General features: G+C 50.3%; 18 protein-coding genes and 1 pseudogene. 7 read left to right on the top strand and 12 right to left on the bottom strand.

Going from position 1 to position 18,116, the window contains the following annotated elements:
• Positions 1-71: 71 nt before the first annotated feature.
• Positions 72-800, top strand: a complete 729-nt coding sequence (locus tag E3E26_RS09925; protein ID WP_167901152.1) for an alpha-glucosidase — start codon at positions 72-74, stop codon at positions 798-800.
• Here E3E26_RS09925 and E3E26_RS09920 read toward each other — a convergent pair.
• From E3E26_RS09920 to E3E26_RS11325, 3 genes and pseudogenes are all read right to left on the bottom strand, one after another.
• Positions 797-1,114 (bottom strand): P-II family nitrogen regulator, encoded by a 318-nt coding sequence (locus E3E26_RS09920; protein ID WP_167901193.1) that lies wholly within the window; start codon positions 1,112-1,114, stop codon positions 797-799. The genes E3E26_RS09925 and E3E26_RS09920 overlap by 4 nt on opposite strands.
• A gap of 77 nt (positions 1,115-1,191) precedes the next feature.
• Complete coding sequence (locus E3E26_RS11275) at positions 1,192-1,320, bottom strand: hypothetical protein (RefSeq protein ID WP_255453737.1); 129 nt, start codon at positions 1,318-1,320, stop codon at positions 1,192-1,194.
• Between the two features lie 230 nt (positions 1,321-1,550).
• Positions 1,551-3,236 (bottom strand): annotated as a pseudogene (locus E3E26_RS11325) (1,4-alpha-glucan branching protein); the annotation flags it as partial.
• A gap of 124 nt (positions 3,237-3,360) precedes the next feature.
• Here E3E26_RS11325 and rqcH point away from each other — a divergent pair.
• On the top strand, positions 3,361-5,310 hold the full coding sequence (gene rqcH, locus E3E26_RS09910) for a ribosome rescue protein RqcH (RefSeq protein ID WP_167901150.1): 1,950 nt from the start codon (positions 3,361-3,363) through the stop codon (positions 5,308-5,310).
• Here rqcH and E3E26_RS09905 read toward each other — a convergent pair.
• On the bottom strand, positions 5,307-5,726 hold the full coding sequence (locus E3E26_RS09905; RefSeq protein WP_240911711.1) for an amino acid permease: 420 nt from the start codon (positions 5,724-5,726) through the stop codon (positions 5,307-5,309). The genes rqcH and E3E26_RS09905 overlap by 4 nt on opposite strands.
• A gap of 16 nt (positions 5,727-5,742) precedes the next feature.
• Complete coding sequence (gene nikR / locus E3E26_RS09900; protein ID WP_167901149.1) at positions 5,743-6,159, bottom strand: nickel-responsive transcriptional regulator NikR; 417 nt, start codon at positions 6,157-6,159, stop codon at positions 5,743-5,745.
• Between the two features lie 81 nt (positions 6,160-6,240).
• Here nikR and E3E26_RS09895 point away from each other — a divergent pair, with 81 nt between their 5' ends.
• Positions 6,241-6,687, top strand: a complete 447-nt coding sequence (locus tag E3E26_RS09895) for a hypothetical protein (RefSeq protein ID WP_167901148.1) — start codon at positions 6,241-6,243, stop codon at positions 6,685-6,687.
• On the opposite strand, the gene E3E26_RS09890 is transcribed toward E3E26_RS09895, so the two are convergent.
• Positions 6,684-7,691, bottom strand: coding sequence for a TIGR00341 family protein (locus E3E26_RS09890; protein ID WP_167901147.1), 1,008 nt, complete (start codon positions 7,689-7,691; stop codon positions 6,684-6,686). The genes E3E26_RS09895 and E3E26_RS09890 overlap by 4 nt on opposite strands.
• A gap of 572 nt (positions 7,692-8,263) precedes the next feature.
• Here E3E26_RS09890 and E3E26_RS09885 point away from each other — a divergent pair.
• Entirely contained in the window at positions 8,264-9,595 is a 1,332-nt protein-coding gene (locus E3E26_RS09885; RefSeq protein ID WP_167901146.1) for a TrpB-like pyridoxal phosphate-dependent enzyme, read from the top strand.
• Here the strand turns inward: E3E26_RS09885 and E3E26_RS09880 are convergent.
• Entirely contained in the window at positions 9,592-10,263 is a 672-nt protein-coding gene (locus E3E26_RS09880) for a Ribonuclease P protein component 3 (RefSeq protein ID WP_167901145.1), read from the bottom strand. The genes E3E26_RS09885 and E3E26_RS09880 overlap by 4 nt on opposite strands.
• Positions 10,260-10,715, bottom strand: a complete 456-nt coding sequence (locus E3E26_RS09875) for an RNA-binding protein (protein ID WP_167901191.1) — start codon at positions 10,713-10,715, stop codon at positions 10,260-10,262. The genes E3E26_RS09880 and E3E26_RS09875 overlap by 4 nt, the downstream gene beginning before the upstream one ends.
• A gap of 103 nt (positions 10,716-10,818) precedes the next feature.
• Here E3E26_RS09875 and E3E26_RS09870 point away from each other — a divergent pair, with 103 nt between their 5' ends.
• Together E3E26_RS09870 and E3E26_RS09865 are read left to right on the top strand one after the other, a co-directional pair.
• On the top strand, positions 10,819-11,046 hold the full coding sequence (locus E3E26_RS09870; RefSeq protein WP_167901144.1) for an AbrB/MazE/SpoVT family DNA-binding domain-containing protein: 228 nt from the start codon (positions 10,819-10,821) through the stop codon (positions 11,044-11,046).
• Positions 11,043-11,414, top strand: coding sequence for a PIN domain-containing protein (locus E3E26_RS09865; protein ID WP_167901143.1), 372 nt, complete (start codon positions 11,043-11,045; stop codon positions 11,412-11,414). Before E3E26_RS09870 ends, E3E26_RS09865 begins: the two co-directional genes overlap by 4 nt.
• Positions 11,415-11,423: 9 nt before the next feature.
• On the opposite strand, the gene E3E26_RS09860 is transcribed toward E3E26_RS09865, so the two are convergent.
• The 3 genes from E3E26_RS09860 to E3E26_RS09850 form a co-directional block, all read right to left on the bottom strand.
• On the bottom strand, positions 11,424-12,458 hold the full coding sequence (locus tag E3E26_RS09860; protein ID WP_167901142.1) for a hypothetical protein: 1,035 nt from the start codon (positions 12,456-12,458) through the stop codon (positions 11,424-11,426).
• Complete coding sequence (locus E3E26_RS09855; protein ID WP_167901141.1) at positions 12,448-13,326, bottom strand: DUF4855 domain-containing protein; 879 nt, start codon at positions 13,324-13,326, stop codon at positions 12,448-12,450. The genes E3E26_RS09860 and E3E26_RS09855 overlap by 11 nt, the downstream gene beginning before the upstream one ends.
• A 222-nt stretch (positions 13,327-13,548) precedes the next feature.
• On the bottom strand, positions 13,549-14,133 hold the full coding sequence (locus E3E26_RS09850; protein ID WP_012571102.1) for a 50S ribosomal protein L15e: 585 nt from the start codon (positions 14,131-14,133) through the stop codon (positions 13,549-13,551).
• Between the two features lie 127 nt (positions 14,134-14,260).
• Between E3E26_RS09850 and E3E26_RS09845 the strand changes: the two genes are divergently transcribed.
• Positions 14,261-15,334: a Xaa-Pro peptidase family protein gene (locus E3E26_RS09845; protein WP_167901190.1), complete on the top strand. Its 1,074-nt coding sequence runs from the start codon at positions 14,261-14,263 to the stop codon at positions 15,332-15,334.
• Positions 15,335-15,402: 68 nt separating this feature from the next.
• On the opposite strand, the gene E3E26_RS09840 is transcribed toward E3E26_RS09845, so the two are convergent.
• The gene (locus E3E26_RS09840) at positions 15,403-17,895 is read right to left on the bottom strand and encodes a DUF5711 family protein (RefSeq protein WP_167901140.1); all 2,493 of its coding nucleotides are present in this window, start codon (positions 17,893-17,895) and stop codon (positions 15,403-15,405) included.
• Between the last annotated feature and the right edge of the window lie 221 nt (positions 17,896-18,116).

Here is an 18,116-nt window from a genome sequence, read left to right as displayed (position 1 = left end):
AAGCTCCTTCGTGCCGAGAAGGAGCAAAAGGCTTAAAGCCCCCTTTTATTTTATCTTTTGGAGGTGCTTCTATGAAAAGCCAAGAGATTCTGCGAGATGTAGCGCAGACCATTGAAAATATTGAGAAAAAAATTAACTCCCTCACCAAGCTCTCAGATAAGAATAAGCAGAAAGCCCTAAAGCTCCTCGAAGAGGCGAGGAGGAACTTCATGGAACTGTCGGAGAACGTTGCCGTGGACAATCAGGAGCTTGCCAACTTTTTCCTCAAGAGGGCTGTCAAAATCAAGAACAACACCAACGACAGATACCTCGAAAAGATGGGAGAAAAGGAATATATGAAGGACATTGCGGCCCTCAACAAGTACTCAAAGGCTGCTCCCTACGACTTCGCTGGGGAAGTTAAGGTTCTCCACAGAGCCTACCGGGCGTTCTTGTTTGGGATGATCCCGTTCTACATCGTCTCGGGAATCTTCGGCCCGGTTTATGCCGTGACAGCCCTTATACTGATAATCCCGACGCTCTTAGCAATGCTTAGTATGAGGAAGAGGGGAAGCCTTGGCCTCATGCTGGCCTTCGCGGTCATGCCCATACCCATGGTTATGGGGGCGTTTTCGATAAGGTATGGAATATACGCACTGACTAACCAGGAAGAGCTCATGAGGATAGCTCAAGAGCTCGGCAAGAGCCTCGCCTTCGCTCAGGCTATAGCAGCCATAATATTGCTCTCGGGAGCGGCCAGCTTGATTCTGCTCGGCTACGCGAGCTATGCCCTCTACAAGCACAGGCATGCGTTCCTTTAATATAGGGCCTCGCTGCCCCTCTCCCCCGTTCTTATCCTGATGGCATCGTGAACGGGCAGAACGAATATCTTCCCGTCCCCGGGAATGCCCCGCCTGGCGTTTCTAGCGATAATCTCTATGACCCGCTCAACGTCCTCGTCCTTCACTACGAGCTCGATCTTCACCTTGGGCAGAAGATCATAGGGAGGAACCCCACCCTGAACACCCCTACCCTGGACGGGGTAGACCGTCATCGGGATAATACCAGCACTCTTCAGGGCCTTCTTGACGTTCTCAAAATCCTCATTCCGAATAATTGCTTCGATCTTTTTCATGGTTACCACAACAATATTTTGGAGAAACTCCCAAAAAGCCTTTCGGAAGAGCAAAGAAAAAGAGCAAAAAGCTGGCTTCACTCAATCTGATCCACGAACTTCTTCAGGCGCTTGATGGAGATGCTGATTTTCCTTGCCAGCTCCGCGAGGCCATCCCTCCTCAAGCCCTCTATCGAGTGAACTCCAGCCTTCTTCAACTTGGCCAAGCTTTTGGCCAATATCCCTTATCTTAAGCAGTTACTTTCGGGCTTTTTGAGAGTTTTCTTGCTCTCTTGCTGATCCGCTTCGTCTTTTGAGGGGCAACTCTCGCCTCTTTCGCCATCAGGGAAGAGTCAGCACCCCTTTCCTCGATAACACTGCGGCTCTCCGCCCTTCTCGTGGGCTTCTGGACAAGGGCTTTGGCAACCTCCCTCGCATAGGTCCTTTACTCTTCCATCTTGACGAGTTCTTCGGGTTTTTCTTCCTTCTTCTCAGGCGGAACCTCAGGCGGCTCGACGTATTCCGGGACCTCAGGAGGATTCCTGCTCACGTAGTGAGCAATGATGATGGGTCTGAATGGATTGTCGCGCTCTTCGAGCTCCTCGAGAAGCTTGAAGTTAAACTGCCCAGTCTTCATGTACATTTCAAGCTCATTGGCCAGCCTGTGGAAGTCACTTGCGTGGAGGAGAACCCTCCTCCTACCGTACTCCTTTGCCTGACCCGTCGTGATGAGAAACTGCCAGTCACTCGCCTCCAAGATGAGGAGTTCCCTTGCGAGCTGCTCCAGAATTCTGTCAGCGAGCCGGTCTTTACCGTAATATTTAGTCGCCAGCGCCACCATCCTGTCCTCCGCTGAATACACGTACTCCCAGGTCCATTCCGTCTCCTCGTTCCACCATGTCGAGTGGTCCGCATTCTTGCCCCAGGAACCCTCGGGGAGTTCTATCTCGTGCCTCTCGCCGGAGTAGCTATCAAGAAACTCCGAAAGCGTCGTCGTCCTTATCTCGCACTCTGCTATGAGCTCAAGAACCCTTCCAAGCCATTTAACCCCCTCAAACCACCAGTGGCCGAAGAGCTCAGTGTCATACGGCGAGACGATTATCCCCTTCTCGCCGAACTTCTCCTCATGCTCCGCCAGGAGGCGCTCAATCAGCGAGACAAAGTCTCTCGCATGTTCCTCAACGCGCTCCATAGCTTTGTCAGGGTCGTAGAACTCCTTATCACCGAGGTCGACGTCCTTGCCCGTTACCCGCCAGTATTGGCCGCCACTCTCCTCGGCCTTCTTGTGGAACTCCCTGTACCAGAAGTCACCGGGGTAGCCGAAGTGGGCACTCCAGACCTGGTGGCCAGCCTCACGGTTTCTGGCGAAGATCGCAATGTTGCTTCCCTTAATCCAGTAAGGCCTGAGTGTGCTCTTCTCCGTCTCGGCCAGAGGTACCTCACCGTACTCCTTCGTTACAGGCCCCTCATCAATTAGGTTGCTCTCCACGAAGAAGTATTCCAGACCAAACTCCTCGAGAAACTTCTCGATTCCCTGTCTCCGCACCTTCCTCCCGCCCGGCAGTGGCCATTCTCCCCCGGACCTGTAGGCGCATTCGGGCAACCATATCCCCCTAGGCTTCCTGCCGAAGTGCTTCTCATAGGTTAGAATGCCGTTGGCGAGCTGAGAACGTATGGCCTCGTCCCTGCCAAGCAGGGGCAGGTAACCGTGGGTCGCTGCTGAAGTTATCACCTCGATGTAGCCCTCCTCCTGAAGCTCGCGGAGCTTTCCTATGATGTCGCCATTGATAGCTTTCCAGTAGTCATGGACTTTTCTGAAGTGGTCGAGCATGAAGCTTACAGCTTTCTCGTCGTACTTTCCACTCCTCAAGTCTTCCTCCGTTGCTTTCAGTTTGCGTGCCATGTACTCCTCAAAGCCACGCTTGATATAGTCGTCGGCCAGCTGCTCGGCGAGAACCGGCGTGACGTTTATGACCAGCCTGAATCTCATGCCTTCAGCTCTCAGCCTCTCAAGCTCCATAAGCAGGGGCAGGTAGGTCTCGCTCATAGCCTCGTAGAGCCACTCCTCACCGAACGGCCATTTTCCATGCTTCCTCACGTAGGGGAGGTGGGTGTGGAGAACAAAGGTTAGGTATCCTTTCACTATATATCACCTAGAGTGTTATGTACGTTCAACTATTTAACCTTAACCTTTGATTTTTCGTTCGGGAGATGAAATCAGCCAGCAACCCTTTAAACTTCTCTGAGAAATCTCAACGGGTGAGAGAATGAAGGAGGAGATGAGCAGCGTTGACATACGCTATGTCGTGAGAGAGCTTCAATCGTTGGTCGGCTCTCGCGTTGATAAGATATACCACGACGGCGACGAGATAAGAATAAAGCTCCGCACAAAGGAGGGCAGGCAGGACTTCATTCTTCAGGCCGGGAAGCGATTCCACGTCACGACTTACGTAAAGGAAGCCCCCAAAATGCCGTCAAGCTTCACGATGCTTTTGAGGAAGCACCTCAGCGGCGGCTTCATCGATGCCATAGAGCAGCACGACTTCGATAGGATTGTGAAGATACGGGTTGGCGATTACACGCTCATAGGCGAGCTCTTCAGGAGGGGAAACATCATACTCGTTGACGGAGAGAACAGGATTGTCGCCGCTTTACGCTATGAAGAGTTCAAGGACAGGGCGATAAAGCCGAAGGCTGAGTACAAGTTCCCGCCAGCAAGGGAGAACCCGCTCGATGTTGAATGGGAGCGCTTTAAGGAGTTAATCCTGGAGGAAGAAGTTGAGGTCGTCAGGGCATTGGCTAGAAAGCTCAACATGGGCGGCCTATACGCGGAGGAAATTCTTCTTCGGGCAGAGATGGACAAGAAGAAAAAAGCGAGCGAGCTGAGCGAGGAGGAGCTCAAGCTGATTTTCGACACTATGAAGGCCCTCTTCACCGAGGATCCGAAGCCGAACATCGTCTACAAGGACGGTAACATGCACGATGTAGTGCCGGTAGAGTTGAGGATTTATGAAAACTTCGGAAAGCGCTACTTCAGCACCTTCAGCGAGGCCCTGGATGAATACTTCGGGAAGATAACCCTCGAGAAGGCAAAGATTGAACAGACAAAGAAGCTCGAGGCCAAGAAGAGGCAGCTCCTTATGACGCTTAAGAAGCAGGAGGAGCTGCTGAAGGGCTTCGAGGAGCAGGCGAAGGCCAACCAGGAGATAGGCGACTTGATATACGCCAACTTCACGATGGTCGAAAGGCTTCTGGATGAGTTCAGGAAGGCAACTGAAAAGCTCGGCTGGGAGGAGTTCAAGAAGAGAATAGATGAAGGCAAGAAGGCAGGGAACAAGGCGGCGCTTATGGTAAAGTCCGTTGACCCTAAGGAGAAGGCCGTGACGATAGAGCTCGAGGGGAAGAAGGTCAGGCTCTACCTCAACAAGAGCATAGGTGAAAACGCGGAGCTCTACTACGAGAAGGCCAAGAAGGCCAAGCACAAGCTTGAGGGGGCACTTAAGGCCTACAAGGATACCAAGAGAAAGCTGGATGAAATCGAGAAGCTCATAGAAGAGGAAATGAAAAAGGAGCTTGCGGTAAAGAGAATAGAGCGCAGAAAGAAGAAGTGGTTCGAGAAGTTCCGCTGGTTCGTGTCGAGTGAGGGCTTCCTCGTTCTGGCAGGAAAGGACGCGAGTACCAACGAGAATCTGATAAAGAAACACATGGACGAGAACGATCTCTACTGCCACGCGGACGTTTACGGAGCGCCGCACGTCGTTATAAAAGATGGTCAGAAGGCTGGAGAGAAGACTATCTTCGAGGCCTGTCAGTTCGCCGTTTCGATGAGCAAAGCCTGGAGCCAGGGGCTCTACAGCGCCGATGCATACTGGGCGTATCCAAACCAGGTGACAAAGCAGGCGCCGAGCGGAGAGTATCTCGGCAAAGGTGCATTCATGGTCTACGGAAAGAGGAACTGGCTCCGCGGTCTACCGCTTAAGCTGGCCGTTGGTGTCATCGAGCACGAGGGCGAAAATTACGTTGTCTGTGCGCCGGTGGAGGCAATAAAAGTCCACACGGATAAGTACATCATCATAAGACCAGGTTCACTGAAGAAGAGTGAACTCGTGAAGAAGATCAGGCGCATCCTCGAGAAGTGGGGCTACAAAGTTAGGGAAGAGGACATCATGGCTACCCTGCCTCCCGGGAACGGCGATATAGTCGAGGTCATCGGCTAGAGGCTCTTCCCCCCACCAGCGACAAAGCCGACGACGAAGCTCAGTAGCGCTATTACGTATCCCTCAGCGAGCGTTCCAAAGAAGTCCTGCCCGTATATGTGCCACGCGGTGAGGGTAAACACAAGCATTCCAACCATTCCAATGCCCGGCCCAAGCCTGCCGCCGAGAAGCCCGAAGAGTATCCCGACGAGTATCATGAATATACCCGCGAAGAACGTTATGAAGAGAAAGATAGTGCCCGTAGTGTTAGGGTTGAGCCACCAGAATGCACCCTCAAAGCCACTGGAACTTGCCAAAACCTCACGGAGGATGCCAAGGAACGTTATTTGCCCACCCCAAGGCAGCCGGAACCATGGGAGAACAAAGGAGAGGGCAACGACGAGTGAGGACAGAAAACCGAGTATCCTCATACCCATCCCCTCCAGGATTCAATCACACCAGTTCCCTCCCCGTGGTCGTCATCACAAGCTTTCCGTGCTTGACGCCCTTCAGGCTTATGAGCCTCTCGGCGATCTCCTTTATCCTTCCCGCCTTACCCTTAACGACCACAACCTCGAGGCAGTTGTGCTCATCCATGTGAACGTGAAGGCTCGAAACAATTTCATCGACGTAGTCGTGCTGGAGGTCAAGAAGCTCTTTAACCACGTCTGCTTCGTCGTGGTTATATACGATGGTTATTGTACCTGCAACTTCCTTGTCCCCCTCCTCCCACTCGTGCCTGACTATAAAGTCCCTCATTAAATCCCTAATCGCCTCACTCCTGTTAACGTAGCCTTTCTCCTCTATGATTCTGTCAAACTTCTCGAGCAACTCGTCCGGAACAGAGACACCAAAGCGCGTGATCTTCATAACACCACCGTGATATTTTTGAAGTTCATCGTTAAAAACGTGACGCGAAACCCTTTTATCTCCAAATGATAATGGAAAGCCATGCCGATGGAGGAGCTTTACGCAATAGCGCAGAGAGAGCTTGCGAAGGACCTTGTGTTCGAGATAGAGGGCGAGCCTGTTACGCTCTCAATACGGGGAGTCCTGCTTGCGAGGGTCAAATCTAAGAGCTACAACTTCTCGTTCTTCGAGCTGAGCGAGAATGAGTTCGTTCTGGCTGTCCAGATGAAGGGCTTCACCGTTTACCTTGGCATAGAGGCCGACGAGGAACTGGAGGAGGAAGCCTATCCCGAGCTCGTTAGAATCCTGCTCGAACACCTCACACCGCAGATAGCGCTCCTCATAACGAAGGCAGAGAAGGATTACAGGGGCAGAGCAGACTTGCTGCTCGATGACGACATGAGCCCCGAGATGAAGGAGTTCTTCTACGGCCTGCTCGTCAAGCACAGGAAGGGTGAACTGGTCTATGAGCAGACCGAGGTTGCTTAGCCTGGAAACATGAGTTCAAGGAGAACTATCAGTGCTATCATCAACGCTAGGACGAGCATGGTTCTCTTTGTGTAGAGTCTCGCCGCTCTCCTCTCGTAGTAGCTCCTTGGCGAGACGTTGAGGATGTACAGCCCGAGCAGCGAGCCGGTTAACAGGCCAAGAACATTCTCAAGAGTTAGAATCAGCGAACCGCCGAAAACATCCCACCAGCCCATGACGAGGGATATTCCAATGACCGTCGTTGGGGGGACGAGGGCGGCAGCAATGGAAACGCCGGCCAGTATCTCGGGTATCTTGCTGACTATAGCCACGACACCCGCGTAGCCGAGTATAACGGCCAGCAGGATGTAAACGAGGCCGGAATTTCCGCGGATCGCTATCTCGTGGGTCGGCTGAGAGGGCATGGCTCCAGCCAGCTTGAGGATGAGCGTCACGATGGCGGCGGAGAGAAAGATAACTACGAGAAGCTTAAGGATGGAATAGACGGCGTCTAGGGCGTCTCTCCCCTTGCCCATGACGACGTTGAGGGAGAATCCGTAGAGGGGGCCGAGGATAGGAGAGAGGAGCATGGCAGAGATTATCATCACGATGCTGTCGTTTATCAGTCCGAAAAGGGCTATTATGGAAGCGACCGCGCCGAGGGTGAGCTGAATCGGATCAACCGTTGCCTGGTTGTTGGCGTCTTCTATGAGCTTCTCTATAGCTGCGAGGCTCCAGCGGCGCTTGAACTTCCTGAGTGATTTGAGGGAGTTGGCGTACTTGACGGACTTGCCGCTCACCTGCGACCACGTTATCGCCGAGTGCCCTTTTCTGAGGTCTATAGCCTTCATGAGCTCGTCTGCAAGGTCGTTTATGATGAAATCAGGGACAAGGGCCACGAACTTGAGGACGCGGTGATCGTTGCCCCTCACCTCTTCCACGTAGAATTGGACGTTCCACTTACCAAGAACCGCGGAAACTTGCTCTCCCTCGGTTTCATCACAGTAGATCTCAAGCCGGAGCATTAGGCATCGTATGATATTGTAAGGGGAGGTTAATAACCGTTTCCGCTACGATTGCCCTTGCCGCAATCAGTGAGGTTGGCTCCTCACGCAGAAATACACCCGTCCATGGAACGATCTTTCAAAAGGTCATCGGCCCTAATACCGAACGGAGCAATCCTATCCAAACCCGGGTGAAAAGTTTTGGCTGGCATGTATCCCAGAACATCCCTTCGCAGCCCAGAGATTGCAAAAATGTCAAAAAACCCAACATATTCTGTGGAAATAATCGTCATTTCTCCAGTCAACTTGAAGAAAAACATTTAAGGATTGCAATCCCTTGAACTCCGATGCACCATGATGGCCAGGAGTGATTGTTTTTGGCCTCTCTGAGATCCCCCTGAATGTTCGGGTTAGCCTAACAGCTCAAGGGCGGGATCGTTTTTGGCCTGACTGATAGGGGGGCTCGTTTTTGGAGGTTCTAGAGGATTAAGCTTATGCCTCCACCCAGCTGGAGCTTTCTGCTTTGGGTTAGTCCTTACGCTCTTTATTCCCTCGCCTTTGGGACTTCTTCCAAAAATCAGGAGGTGGTTTGAATGAAAGCCGTTCTGCCGGATTCCAAGATACCAAAGAGGTGGTACAACATTCTGCCTGACCTGCCGGAGCCTTTGGCGCCGCCCCTCGACCCGGAGACGGACGAGCCAATGGAGCCAGAGAAGCTGCTCCGCATCTTCGCAGCGGAGCTGGTGAAGCAGGAAATGACCATGGAACGATACATCGAGATCCCAAAGAAAGTTCGTGAGCTCTATGCTAAAATAGGCCGTCCAACGCCCCTCTTCAGGGCGACGAACCTCGAAAAGGCCCTCGGAACGCCGGCGAGGATATACTTCAAATACGAAGGGGCTACCGTAACAGGCAGCCACAAGATAAACACCGCATTGGCTCAAGCGTACTACGCCAAAAAGCAGGGAATAGAGAGGCTCGTTACCGAAACTGGAGCCGGGCAGTGGGGAACTGCCCTGTCTCTGGCAGGAGCACTCATGGGAATAAAGGTCAGGGTTTACATGGCCCGCGCAAGCTATTTCCAGAAGCCCTACAGGAAGACTATAATGCGTCTCTACGGTGCCGAAATCTACCCCAGTCCAAGCGACAGGACTGAAATCGGCAGGAAGTTTTTAGCCGAAGACCCCAACCACCCCGGCGGCCTTGGAATAGCGATAAGTGAGGCCATTGAGGACGTTCTAAGGGACGAAAAAGCGCGCTACGCCCTTGGAAGCGTGCTCAACCACGTTTTAATGCACCAGACGGTCATTGGCCTGGAAGCCAAGGAGCAGATGAAGGAGTTCGAGAAGCCAGACGCCATAATTGGCTGCGTTGGGGGAGGAAGCAACTTCGCCGGCCTGGCCTATCCCTTCGTCAAGGATAGACTAGACGGCAAAGATGACTACGAGTTCATAGCGGTTGAGCCAAGGGCGGCACCGAGCATGACGCGCGGCGTTTACACCTACGACTACGGGGACTCTGGAGGGCTAACGCCGAAGATGAAGATGCACACCCTCGGCCACACCTACTACGTCCCGCCGATACACGCTGGCGGCCTGAGGTACCACGGCCTGGCTCCAACGCTGAGTATTCTGATAAACCACGGAATAGTTAGGCCAGTAGCCTACCATCAGACGGAGGTCTTCGAGGCGGCCCGGCTCTTTGCCAGGACGGAAGGTATAGTTCCAGCACCCGAGAGCGCCCACGCGGTCAAGGCTGCAATAGACAGGGCCCTCAAGGCGAAGGAAGAGGGCAAGGAAGAAGTCATCCTGTTCAACCTCAGCGGCCACGGCCTGCTCGACCTCAAGGGCTACGAGGACTTCCTCGACGGAAAGCTTGAGGACTACGAGCCAGAAGAGCTTCCAGCTTTGAAGGGGGAGGCTTAGCTTTTCCTCCCCAAAATCATCCTTGGATAGAAGTTCAAGCTTGCCTTGGCCTGGGGAATCTCCATGCCAAGCGCTATTCCGAGGCTCATTAAGTCCCTCGGCCCGCGGACTTCCCATCTGCTCTCGGCTGAACTCGTGAGGAAGCGCGGGACGTCGTACTTGTTCACCAGCTGCCAGACCTTCATCATGAAGCGCAGAGTATGGGCCCTCTCGTAGGGGGAAGCGCTGAGAAGGGGTGATATGGAAAAGCCTATGGCAACGTCCCTTTTGGCCGCTATCTTGGCCAGAACGTGGTCGAAGCCAGGGTCTTTCCTTCCGAGCCACGGGCTTATAAGGGCATCGACGCCGGCCTCTAGGGCGAAGCGGTTGACCCTCATGTCGCCGCCCTGGACGTAGAGGAGAACCTTGAGGTTGCGGTTCTTCACTTCCCTTATTAGGCTCGGCTTTTTCGTGACGATAAGGAGGGCAACCTTTCCGTACCTCTCTTTCAGCTCCTTGATTTCTGCCTTCAGGGCGTCGAAGTCGGGGCTCTTTTCCAGGACGAGCCTTTTGGTGAAAACTACCTCGTCAAACCACCCACTGGCCAGCTCGTAGGCATCCTCACTCCTTACGTCCATCTCAACCCAGTGCTCGCGGGAGAAGGAAACTTCCTCAGACTCGAGGGTCATTCCTCCAGCCACTCCCTGACGGCTTTCACCACCGCATCCTTCCTCATTGGGAAGGCCTTGATCTTTATCCTGACCTGGATGACGTCTTCTCCTTCATCAACCTCCGCCTCGCCGAGGTAGGCCTTCTGCTTGTTAAAGCGGACGTAGAGCGTTCCTTCCTCATCGATCTTCTCATCGAGGTGGTCAAGTACGTAGGTCTTATCCCACTCACTCAGGAGTTCCTTAAAGTAGTCAATGAACTTTCTAACTGCCTTGCTCCGCTTTATCTCGACGTTCACGACTTTAATAGGGTTGCCGAAGAAGCCTCGCGTTTCCACTATGTCAAAGAGAACGTCATCGTCGTCTATCTCCTCCGGGATGAAGGTGCCTATAGCCTCAAGAACCTTGTCTTCATCTTCAGTTGCATGGATGAAGGTGGTCAGCCTGACGTGATGTGCCTTTATCTTCGCCATTTTTCTCACCGGATTTGATTCGACACGGCGCTTTAAAAGGTAACCCACGCAATTATTGGGTAAAATTTATAAGACTACCCACTAAATCAATATTGGTGGGAAAATGCTCGCAAAAGTGGACTCAAAGGGGAGACTATACCTCCCCAAAAGCATTAGGAAGGGTATATCTAGAGAGGTGTATCTCGTTGACCTCAACGGCGAGATACTAATCGTCCCAAAACCGGAGGACCCTTTGATGGAGCTTGAAGAGCTTGGAAAACTCCTGCCAGACAAGTCCATCGAGGAGCTAAAGAAGGAGATACTAGAAGAGGCCCTGAGGGAGCTGGAATGATATACGCGGACACCGACTTTTTCCTCGCCCTGCTAAAGCCAAACGACTGGCTCAAGAAAAATGCCCTCAAGATTTACAGCGACCACAAGGGCAACATAACAACTTCGGAGGTGACATTCATCGAGCTGATGCTTCTGGCAAAGCGCTACAACCTTGACCCGGTGAGACTCACCGCTGCCGTCATGGCCATATGCAACATAGATGATGGAGAGCCTCTAAAGGCAGCATTTTACATAAAAGAGCATGGATTAAACGTTTTTGACGCTTTCCAGGCAGCTCACTGCAGAGGGACGATAATCAGCTCTGACAAAGCTTTTGACAAAATTGGAATCAAAAGGATAAAGTTAGAGAATCCAGAAGAAGAATAAGGGCAAAATCTAACGGAACCAACGCCCCATAAAATCATCACGCCCAAACTTGTATCCTAGAACTCCCCCAGTGAGAATCCCAAGAACCAGACCGAGAAGGATCAAGTCGAGGTTCATAGAACCCGTCTCGGCAGTGGTTTTGTATGAGAGCATCAAACTGGAGTCTTCCCCATAGCAATCACAGAGGTTGTACTGACTGGTAATCTTCGGAAACACTTCCCCGTTATCGACGTTCACCATTAGAGTTGGGATTGCATCAAGAACACCGTGAAAAACGAAGACGTAGCCAGTTGCCTCTTCTGACTTGAAAACGGGGATAAATTCATCGTTCTTGACGATTCCAGCGTAGATAGACCCGTTTGCCTTGAAATAGTAAAGCTCGGGGAAGAAAATGACTAGGGTACTGTCGGACAGCTGCGCGGCTAAGAGCGAATCCACGAAAGCCGAGGCATTAATGATGGACAGGTACTTCTCAAAGGACTTCAAAGGCACCCTCACTACGAAACCCCTTCCGAAGGCCTCAGAATAGGAAGAAAAGACCACCGTGTCGTTTTCCAACCTTGAGGGACCAAAAATCCCAGGAGATGGAGAAGGAATAGCCCAAGTAGGCTCTATGCATCCGTTTTTAATTCTGTAAACCGTTATGGCGGTGTAGGTTGAATTGTAAGGGTAAACCCGCGAGAATGGCTTTCCATCTATCCTAAGGAGCGGGTAGCCACCCTGTAGAAGGAGATACCAAGAACCATTGGAGTAAAAAACCCTGTGAAACTCCGATGAGAGGTCTCCACGCCATACTACGTAGGAACTCCCATTGGATACGTAGAACATGAAAGATTCCCTCGGGAGTCTGTCCTCAGTGAGATTGATGACCCTTAAGTCATCGCCTAGATTGTAAACGCCGTATGTGGAGAGCTCAACGAAAAAGTCGTCATCTCCGGGAACAACTTCGGTGGTTATTTTTACGTCCGGATATGCTGCAGAAACCTGTGACGCTATTAAGAAAAGTGTAAAGACAAAAAAGCTAATAAAAACCCTAAAATACATACCTCTTACCCCTGTCATTGCAATACTCCTCCATTTTTTGTATATTCTGAAGATTGGTGTCATAATAGTAAGCCCTGTGCGGGTAATCCTTGGTATAACTCACATAGGCACATGCTCTTTCTCTATACTCCACAGCAGTTCCTGGATCGGGTGATCTAACTCTGCCATCACATTCCATTTCCATGAAGATGTTGCTCAGATTGTTCTCCTCTTTAAGTTCCTCAATCTGATTATACACAACGTTGAAATCCTGCAGTGTTCTAGTTGTTCCCTGATAGTAATTAGGCTGAATAAACACGTACGTAAAGTATTTCGCCAGAAGCCCAATATCCGTTTTTGTAATATCACTAATATGATCAGGATATGAATAATGAAAATACGGTATCCAAATGAATTGCTGACCCTTGTTTCGTATATACGCTGAGATTTCTTGAATATCTTCTTCATAAACAATCCCATCACTAACCTGCCAAGGATATTCAAGATACCAATAGAAGCCCACTTGGTAGCCGCTCGTGTTGTTGTATACTCCATCGACCCACCCCTTCCAATATTGAATTCCTCTAACTCCTCGGGTTCTACTCTCGTCAATAAGAACTGGAATCACAACTAGATAGTCAATTCCCCTCAATATTGGATCTACCCATCTTCCAAGAGATGCCCCATCTTGATATCCATCATTGTAAGAATACCCACTAAACGGAATATTCCCATAGAGTAAGTTCCCATTTTCATCTTTTGCAGAAGAGTGTAATGCTACTGCATAGGTGAATCCTCTGTCTTCCAACTGAGATGGTGTTCCTGCAGAGGGAAATGTTCCGTAACTTCCATCTTGTGCTTTAAAATACCACAATCCATATGTTGCCATTATATCACCTCAATCTATAGTTCTTAATTGTAACTATTTAAACTTTTTGACTTTTTACACTGTTATTAGTATTAATGGAATTTTATCTTGTTATTCTGGTTTAGTTTGACCGTATAAAATCCCACAAATAATACACATCTCAAAGATGCCTAACACATTAATTCGCAATCAAAGATCGGACAATATATAAAACCCAAACAGAAAGAGGACGGGGAGAAAACTTCACTTGGTCTTGCCCTTGTTGGCCCTCACACTGGGCCTGACCTTCTCGGCGCCCTTGCCCTTGTTCCTCAGGCCGCGGCTCTTCCTGCCGGCACTGGTGAGGCCGCGGAAGACCCTGCCCTTGTGGGCCTTGCCTGCTATCCAGGCAATCTTCGGGTCGCTCTTTATGACCGGGTGGTGCGGGTCGACCATGATGACCTCGAACCACTTGTACATTCCATCTTCGCCGACCCAGTAGCTGTTGAGAACCTCAAGGTTCGGGAACTTGCGAGCGGCCTTCTCCTCGGCAATCCACTGGAGGCTCTTCTTCGGGCTGTACTTAACCATACCCATCTTGGAGGGCTTCCTACCACCCTTCCACCTGGGCCTCTTCCTTCCGCCGCGCCTGACGCGAACGCGAACAATGACGTAGCCCTGCTTGGCCTGGTAGCCGAGGCTCCTGGCCCTGTCGAGTCTGGTCGGCCTCTCAACGCGAACGACGACCGGCTCGCGGCGCCACTTTATCATCCTCTTTTTGAGAAGCTGCCCAACGTAGCTCTTCTTCGGGCTCTTCCAGGCTTCCCTAATGTACTTGTACATTCCCATCTTGCTCCCTCCTTCCTCGTTTGTGGTTCTCCCTTACGGGAACATCCCGCGGGTTTGCCCCGCCTAGTCGGGCGAAGTTCGAGATTAGGTTTTTAAAAGTTGCGGAGTAGTCGGAGCGGTGAAAACCATGCGCCTCAACAGGCTCGCTTCTCTGCTCAAGGAAAAAGCCTTTGACGGAGCGCTGATAAGCCCGGGGACGAACCTCTACTACCTAACGAGCTTCCACATCCACGAAGCGGGAGAGAGACTGACGATTCTGGTCATCAATTCTGACGGGGAGTACCACCTTTTAGCGCCAAGCCTCTACGAGAACGTCATCATGGATTTCCCTGTTACCTTCTGGCGTGATGGAGAGAATCCCTACGGGAAGCTCGCCGAAATCCTAAAGGAACTCGACCTGTCATCTGGCAGAATCCTGGTGGAGAACACGATGAGGGCAGACTGGCTGATAGGTATTCTCAAGCTTGGAAGCTTCGAGTTCCATCCGTTAAGCATTCTGATGCGCGAGCTTAGAATGAGAAAAGACGCTGAGGAAATTAGGCTCATGGAGAAGGCGGCAAAGATCGTCGATGAGGTCTTCGAGGAGATAATCGGCATGGACTTAATCGGAATGCGTGAGAAAGACCTCTCCCTGAAGATTGAGCTCCTCATAAGGGAGCGCTCCGATGGAGTCTCCTTCGAGCCAATAGTTGCCAGCGGTGAGAATGGGGCAAATCCCCACCACGCGCCCGACGAGAGGAAACTGAGGGAGGGAGACCTCGTTATCCTCGACTACGGCGCCAGGTGGGAGGGCTATTGCTCCGACATAACGAGGACTATCGCGTTAGGAAAGCCAGACGAGAAGCTCCTGGAGATTTATGAGGTCGTCAAGAACGCCCAGGAGAGCGCCTTCCAGACTGTCCGCGAGGGCATAAAGGCGAAGGAGGTTGACAAAGCGGCAAGGGACTACATAGCCAAGGCGGGCTACGGCGAGTACTTTACTCACAGAACCGGCCACGGTCTGGGCTTGGATGTCCATGAGGAGCCCTACATAGGGCCAGATGGAGAGGTAACCCTAGAAAACGGCATGACCTTCACGATAGAGCCGGGCATCTACGTGCCGGGCCTGGGGGGAGTTAGAATAGAGGACGATGTGGTCGTTGAGGGCGGAAAGGGAAGAAGGTTGACGAAGGCACCGAGGGAGCTGATCACGATTGGGTAGGATTGCAGCATGCCACACGGCCCAGTGGGGATAAGGAAGAATGAAAAGAAATGCAGCCACCCTTGCCATTATCTCTTTCTTCTTCTCACAAGTGGAACCGTGATGAAAAAGAGCATGAAAGCTGGCCCGCAGATGCCGCTGTCTGTGGTGTCTGTCGTCTGGGTCTCGGTGGTACCTATTGTGCTTGTTGTAGTAGTTTGGGTTTCCGGCGGTTTTTCAACATTTAATGTGAAAGTCTTCTCGTCTCCTTGAATCCACTTGCCATTATCCAAGTAAAAAACCCGGATCTTGTAGGTGTACTGCCCAGCATATACTGGAGCAGTGAATTTAGCGATGAGTGATAGTCCTCCAGACCCTGCATTTACGGCCTCTTCTTTACTCCAGACTTCAGAGGATTGTAGTATCCTAACAAGCACTTTTGAATCCGCGGAAAAGTTGTACTGGACTTTTATTGGAATTGAAACCTCCCCACCGGCATAAACTTGGAGCGGCGGTGAATAATCCAACACTAATGGCCGTCTGGAGAAGAAGTAAACCATTGAGTAAGATCCTACTGCAACATAATTTCCGTCTTCAGACATGGAAACACTGTAGACACCATCGCCGGTATCGTAACTCCACAGTAACTCTCCATTCCTGTTAAAGAGATATACTTTGTTGTCCCCGGAGCCTGCCACAATGTAAGAGCCACCCATGGAAAGAGAAACACTGTAAACTCCCTTACCGGTTTTGTAACTCCATAATAATTCTCCAGTCTTGTTGAGGAAGTAAACTCTATTACTATACGAACCTGCTGCAATGTAATTTCCGTCCGGAGATATAGAAACGCTGAGGATGGGATAACCAGTTGGGTATTTCCACAATAGCTCTCCATCCCTGTTGAAAAAGTAGATCCAGTGATCATAAGAGCCTACTCCAATATACGAGCCGTTGGCGGATATTGAAACACTCGAAATATAACCATTGGTTTTGTAACTCCATAACAACTCTCCATCTCGATTGAAGAAGTAAACTCTGCCATTATCTGAACCCGTTATGACATAATGTCCGTCTGAGGAGACGGAGACACTCCTAACCTGGCCTCCAGTCTCGTAGCTCCACAATAACTCTCCCTTGCTATTGAGAAAATAAACATTGTCCTTTGAGCCTGCCGCAATGTAGGAACCGTTTGCTGAAATAGAAACGCTATATACTCGACCACTGGTCTCGTAATTCCACAGCAATTCACCTTGCCGATTGAAGAAGTAAATCTTGTTATCCGCCGAGCCAACTGCAACGTAAGAGCCGTCCGCCGAAATAGAAGCGCTATGGACATAGTTGCCAATCTTGTAATCCCATAACAGTTCTCCAGCCTTGTTAATGAGGTAAACCTTCAGGAATGCCCATACTGCAGTGTAGTTTCCGTTCGCTGAAAGAACAACACCTTCCACCCACCCTCGGGGTGATGTGTTGGTATCCCACAGCAAGGTACCATTCTCACTAAAGAAATACACCTTGTCAGAGGATATTGCTACATAGTTTCCGTCTACGGAGATAGAAACACTCCAAATATAGCCTTTGGTATCGTAACTCCATAATAACTTACCCTGCCGGTCAAGAAGATAAACCTTGCTATCTAAAGGAAATATCACTGCTATATATCTTCCATCAGAAGACATCGAAAGCCGGCTATGAATTGGATAGTGCACACTGTGAACCCTCTCCCCCTTGTAACTCCACAATAACTTTCCATTGTTGTTAAAGAAGTAAATTTCATTACTGAAATCGAGACCCACTGCAACATAAGAACCATTTGCTGAAACAGAAACCCTGTAAACCCTGTCATTGGTTTTGTAATTCCACAGCAATTCACCTTGCCGATTAAAGAAGTAAACATCATCCCAAGAGCCGACTACAACGTAGTTTCCATTCGCCGATAGGGAAACACTGTACGCTTCACTACGAGTTTCGTGACTCCATAACAGTTCTCCATTCCGATTGAAAAAGTAAACTTTGCCATGGTAATTTCCTGTCTCGTTTTTCCAACCGGAACCCGCAGCAATATAAGATCCATCACGGGACATAGAAACACTCCAAACAAAGCCCTTAGTCTCATAATCCCATAATAGTTTTCCATCCTTATTGAAAAAGTAAACCTTATCGCCAGAACCCACTACAATGTAAGAACCGTCTGAAGAGACAGAAACACTATAAACTGTGTCACCAGTCTCGTAATTCCACAGCAATTCACCTTGCCAATTAAAGAAGTAAACCACGTGATCCCCAGAGCCTACCGCAACGTAAGAGCCATTTGAAGAGACAGAAACACTGTGTATCCAGCCACCCACATTGTAACTCCACAACAACCCACCGGCCCTGTTAAAGAAGTAAATCTTGTTATCTGGTGGAGCGGAACCTGCCACAATGTAGCTCCCATCTGCCGAAGTAGAAACTGCTGTAAAATGACCATCAACGTCATGGCTCCACAGAGGTTCTTTTTCTATCACCTGAGCTTTCACCCCAGTCGGCACTAATGCTACCAGCAACAGTACGACAAAGATCCAACCAACTATTTTCCCCACATTGATCCCTCCTGCAGATTAATTACATCATGGAGATGGGATATTTTTCTAGTATAAGAAGATTTTGTTTAAATTGCATCTGTAAATAAGTACACTACCTTCTTTAAAGGGAATAACAATTTCCCAAGGATGCAACATTGTTAAAAGGCCCTATCATTGTCTTGTAGACAATCCACTCAGCACCCAAAACCTTAAATACTCAAAACCGTTATTCGGTGCGA

The organism is Thermococcus sp. LS1, from assembly GCF_012027395.1.
Lineage (GTDB): Archaea > Methanobacteriota_B > Thermococci > Thermococcales > Thermococcaceae > Thermococcus.
The sequence above is the reverse complement of the archived record's forward strand: the minus strand, read 5'-3'. Positions and strand labels throughout refer to the sequence as shown.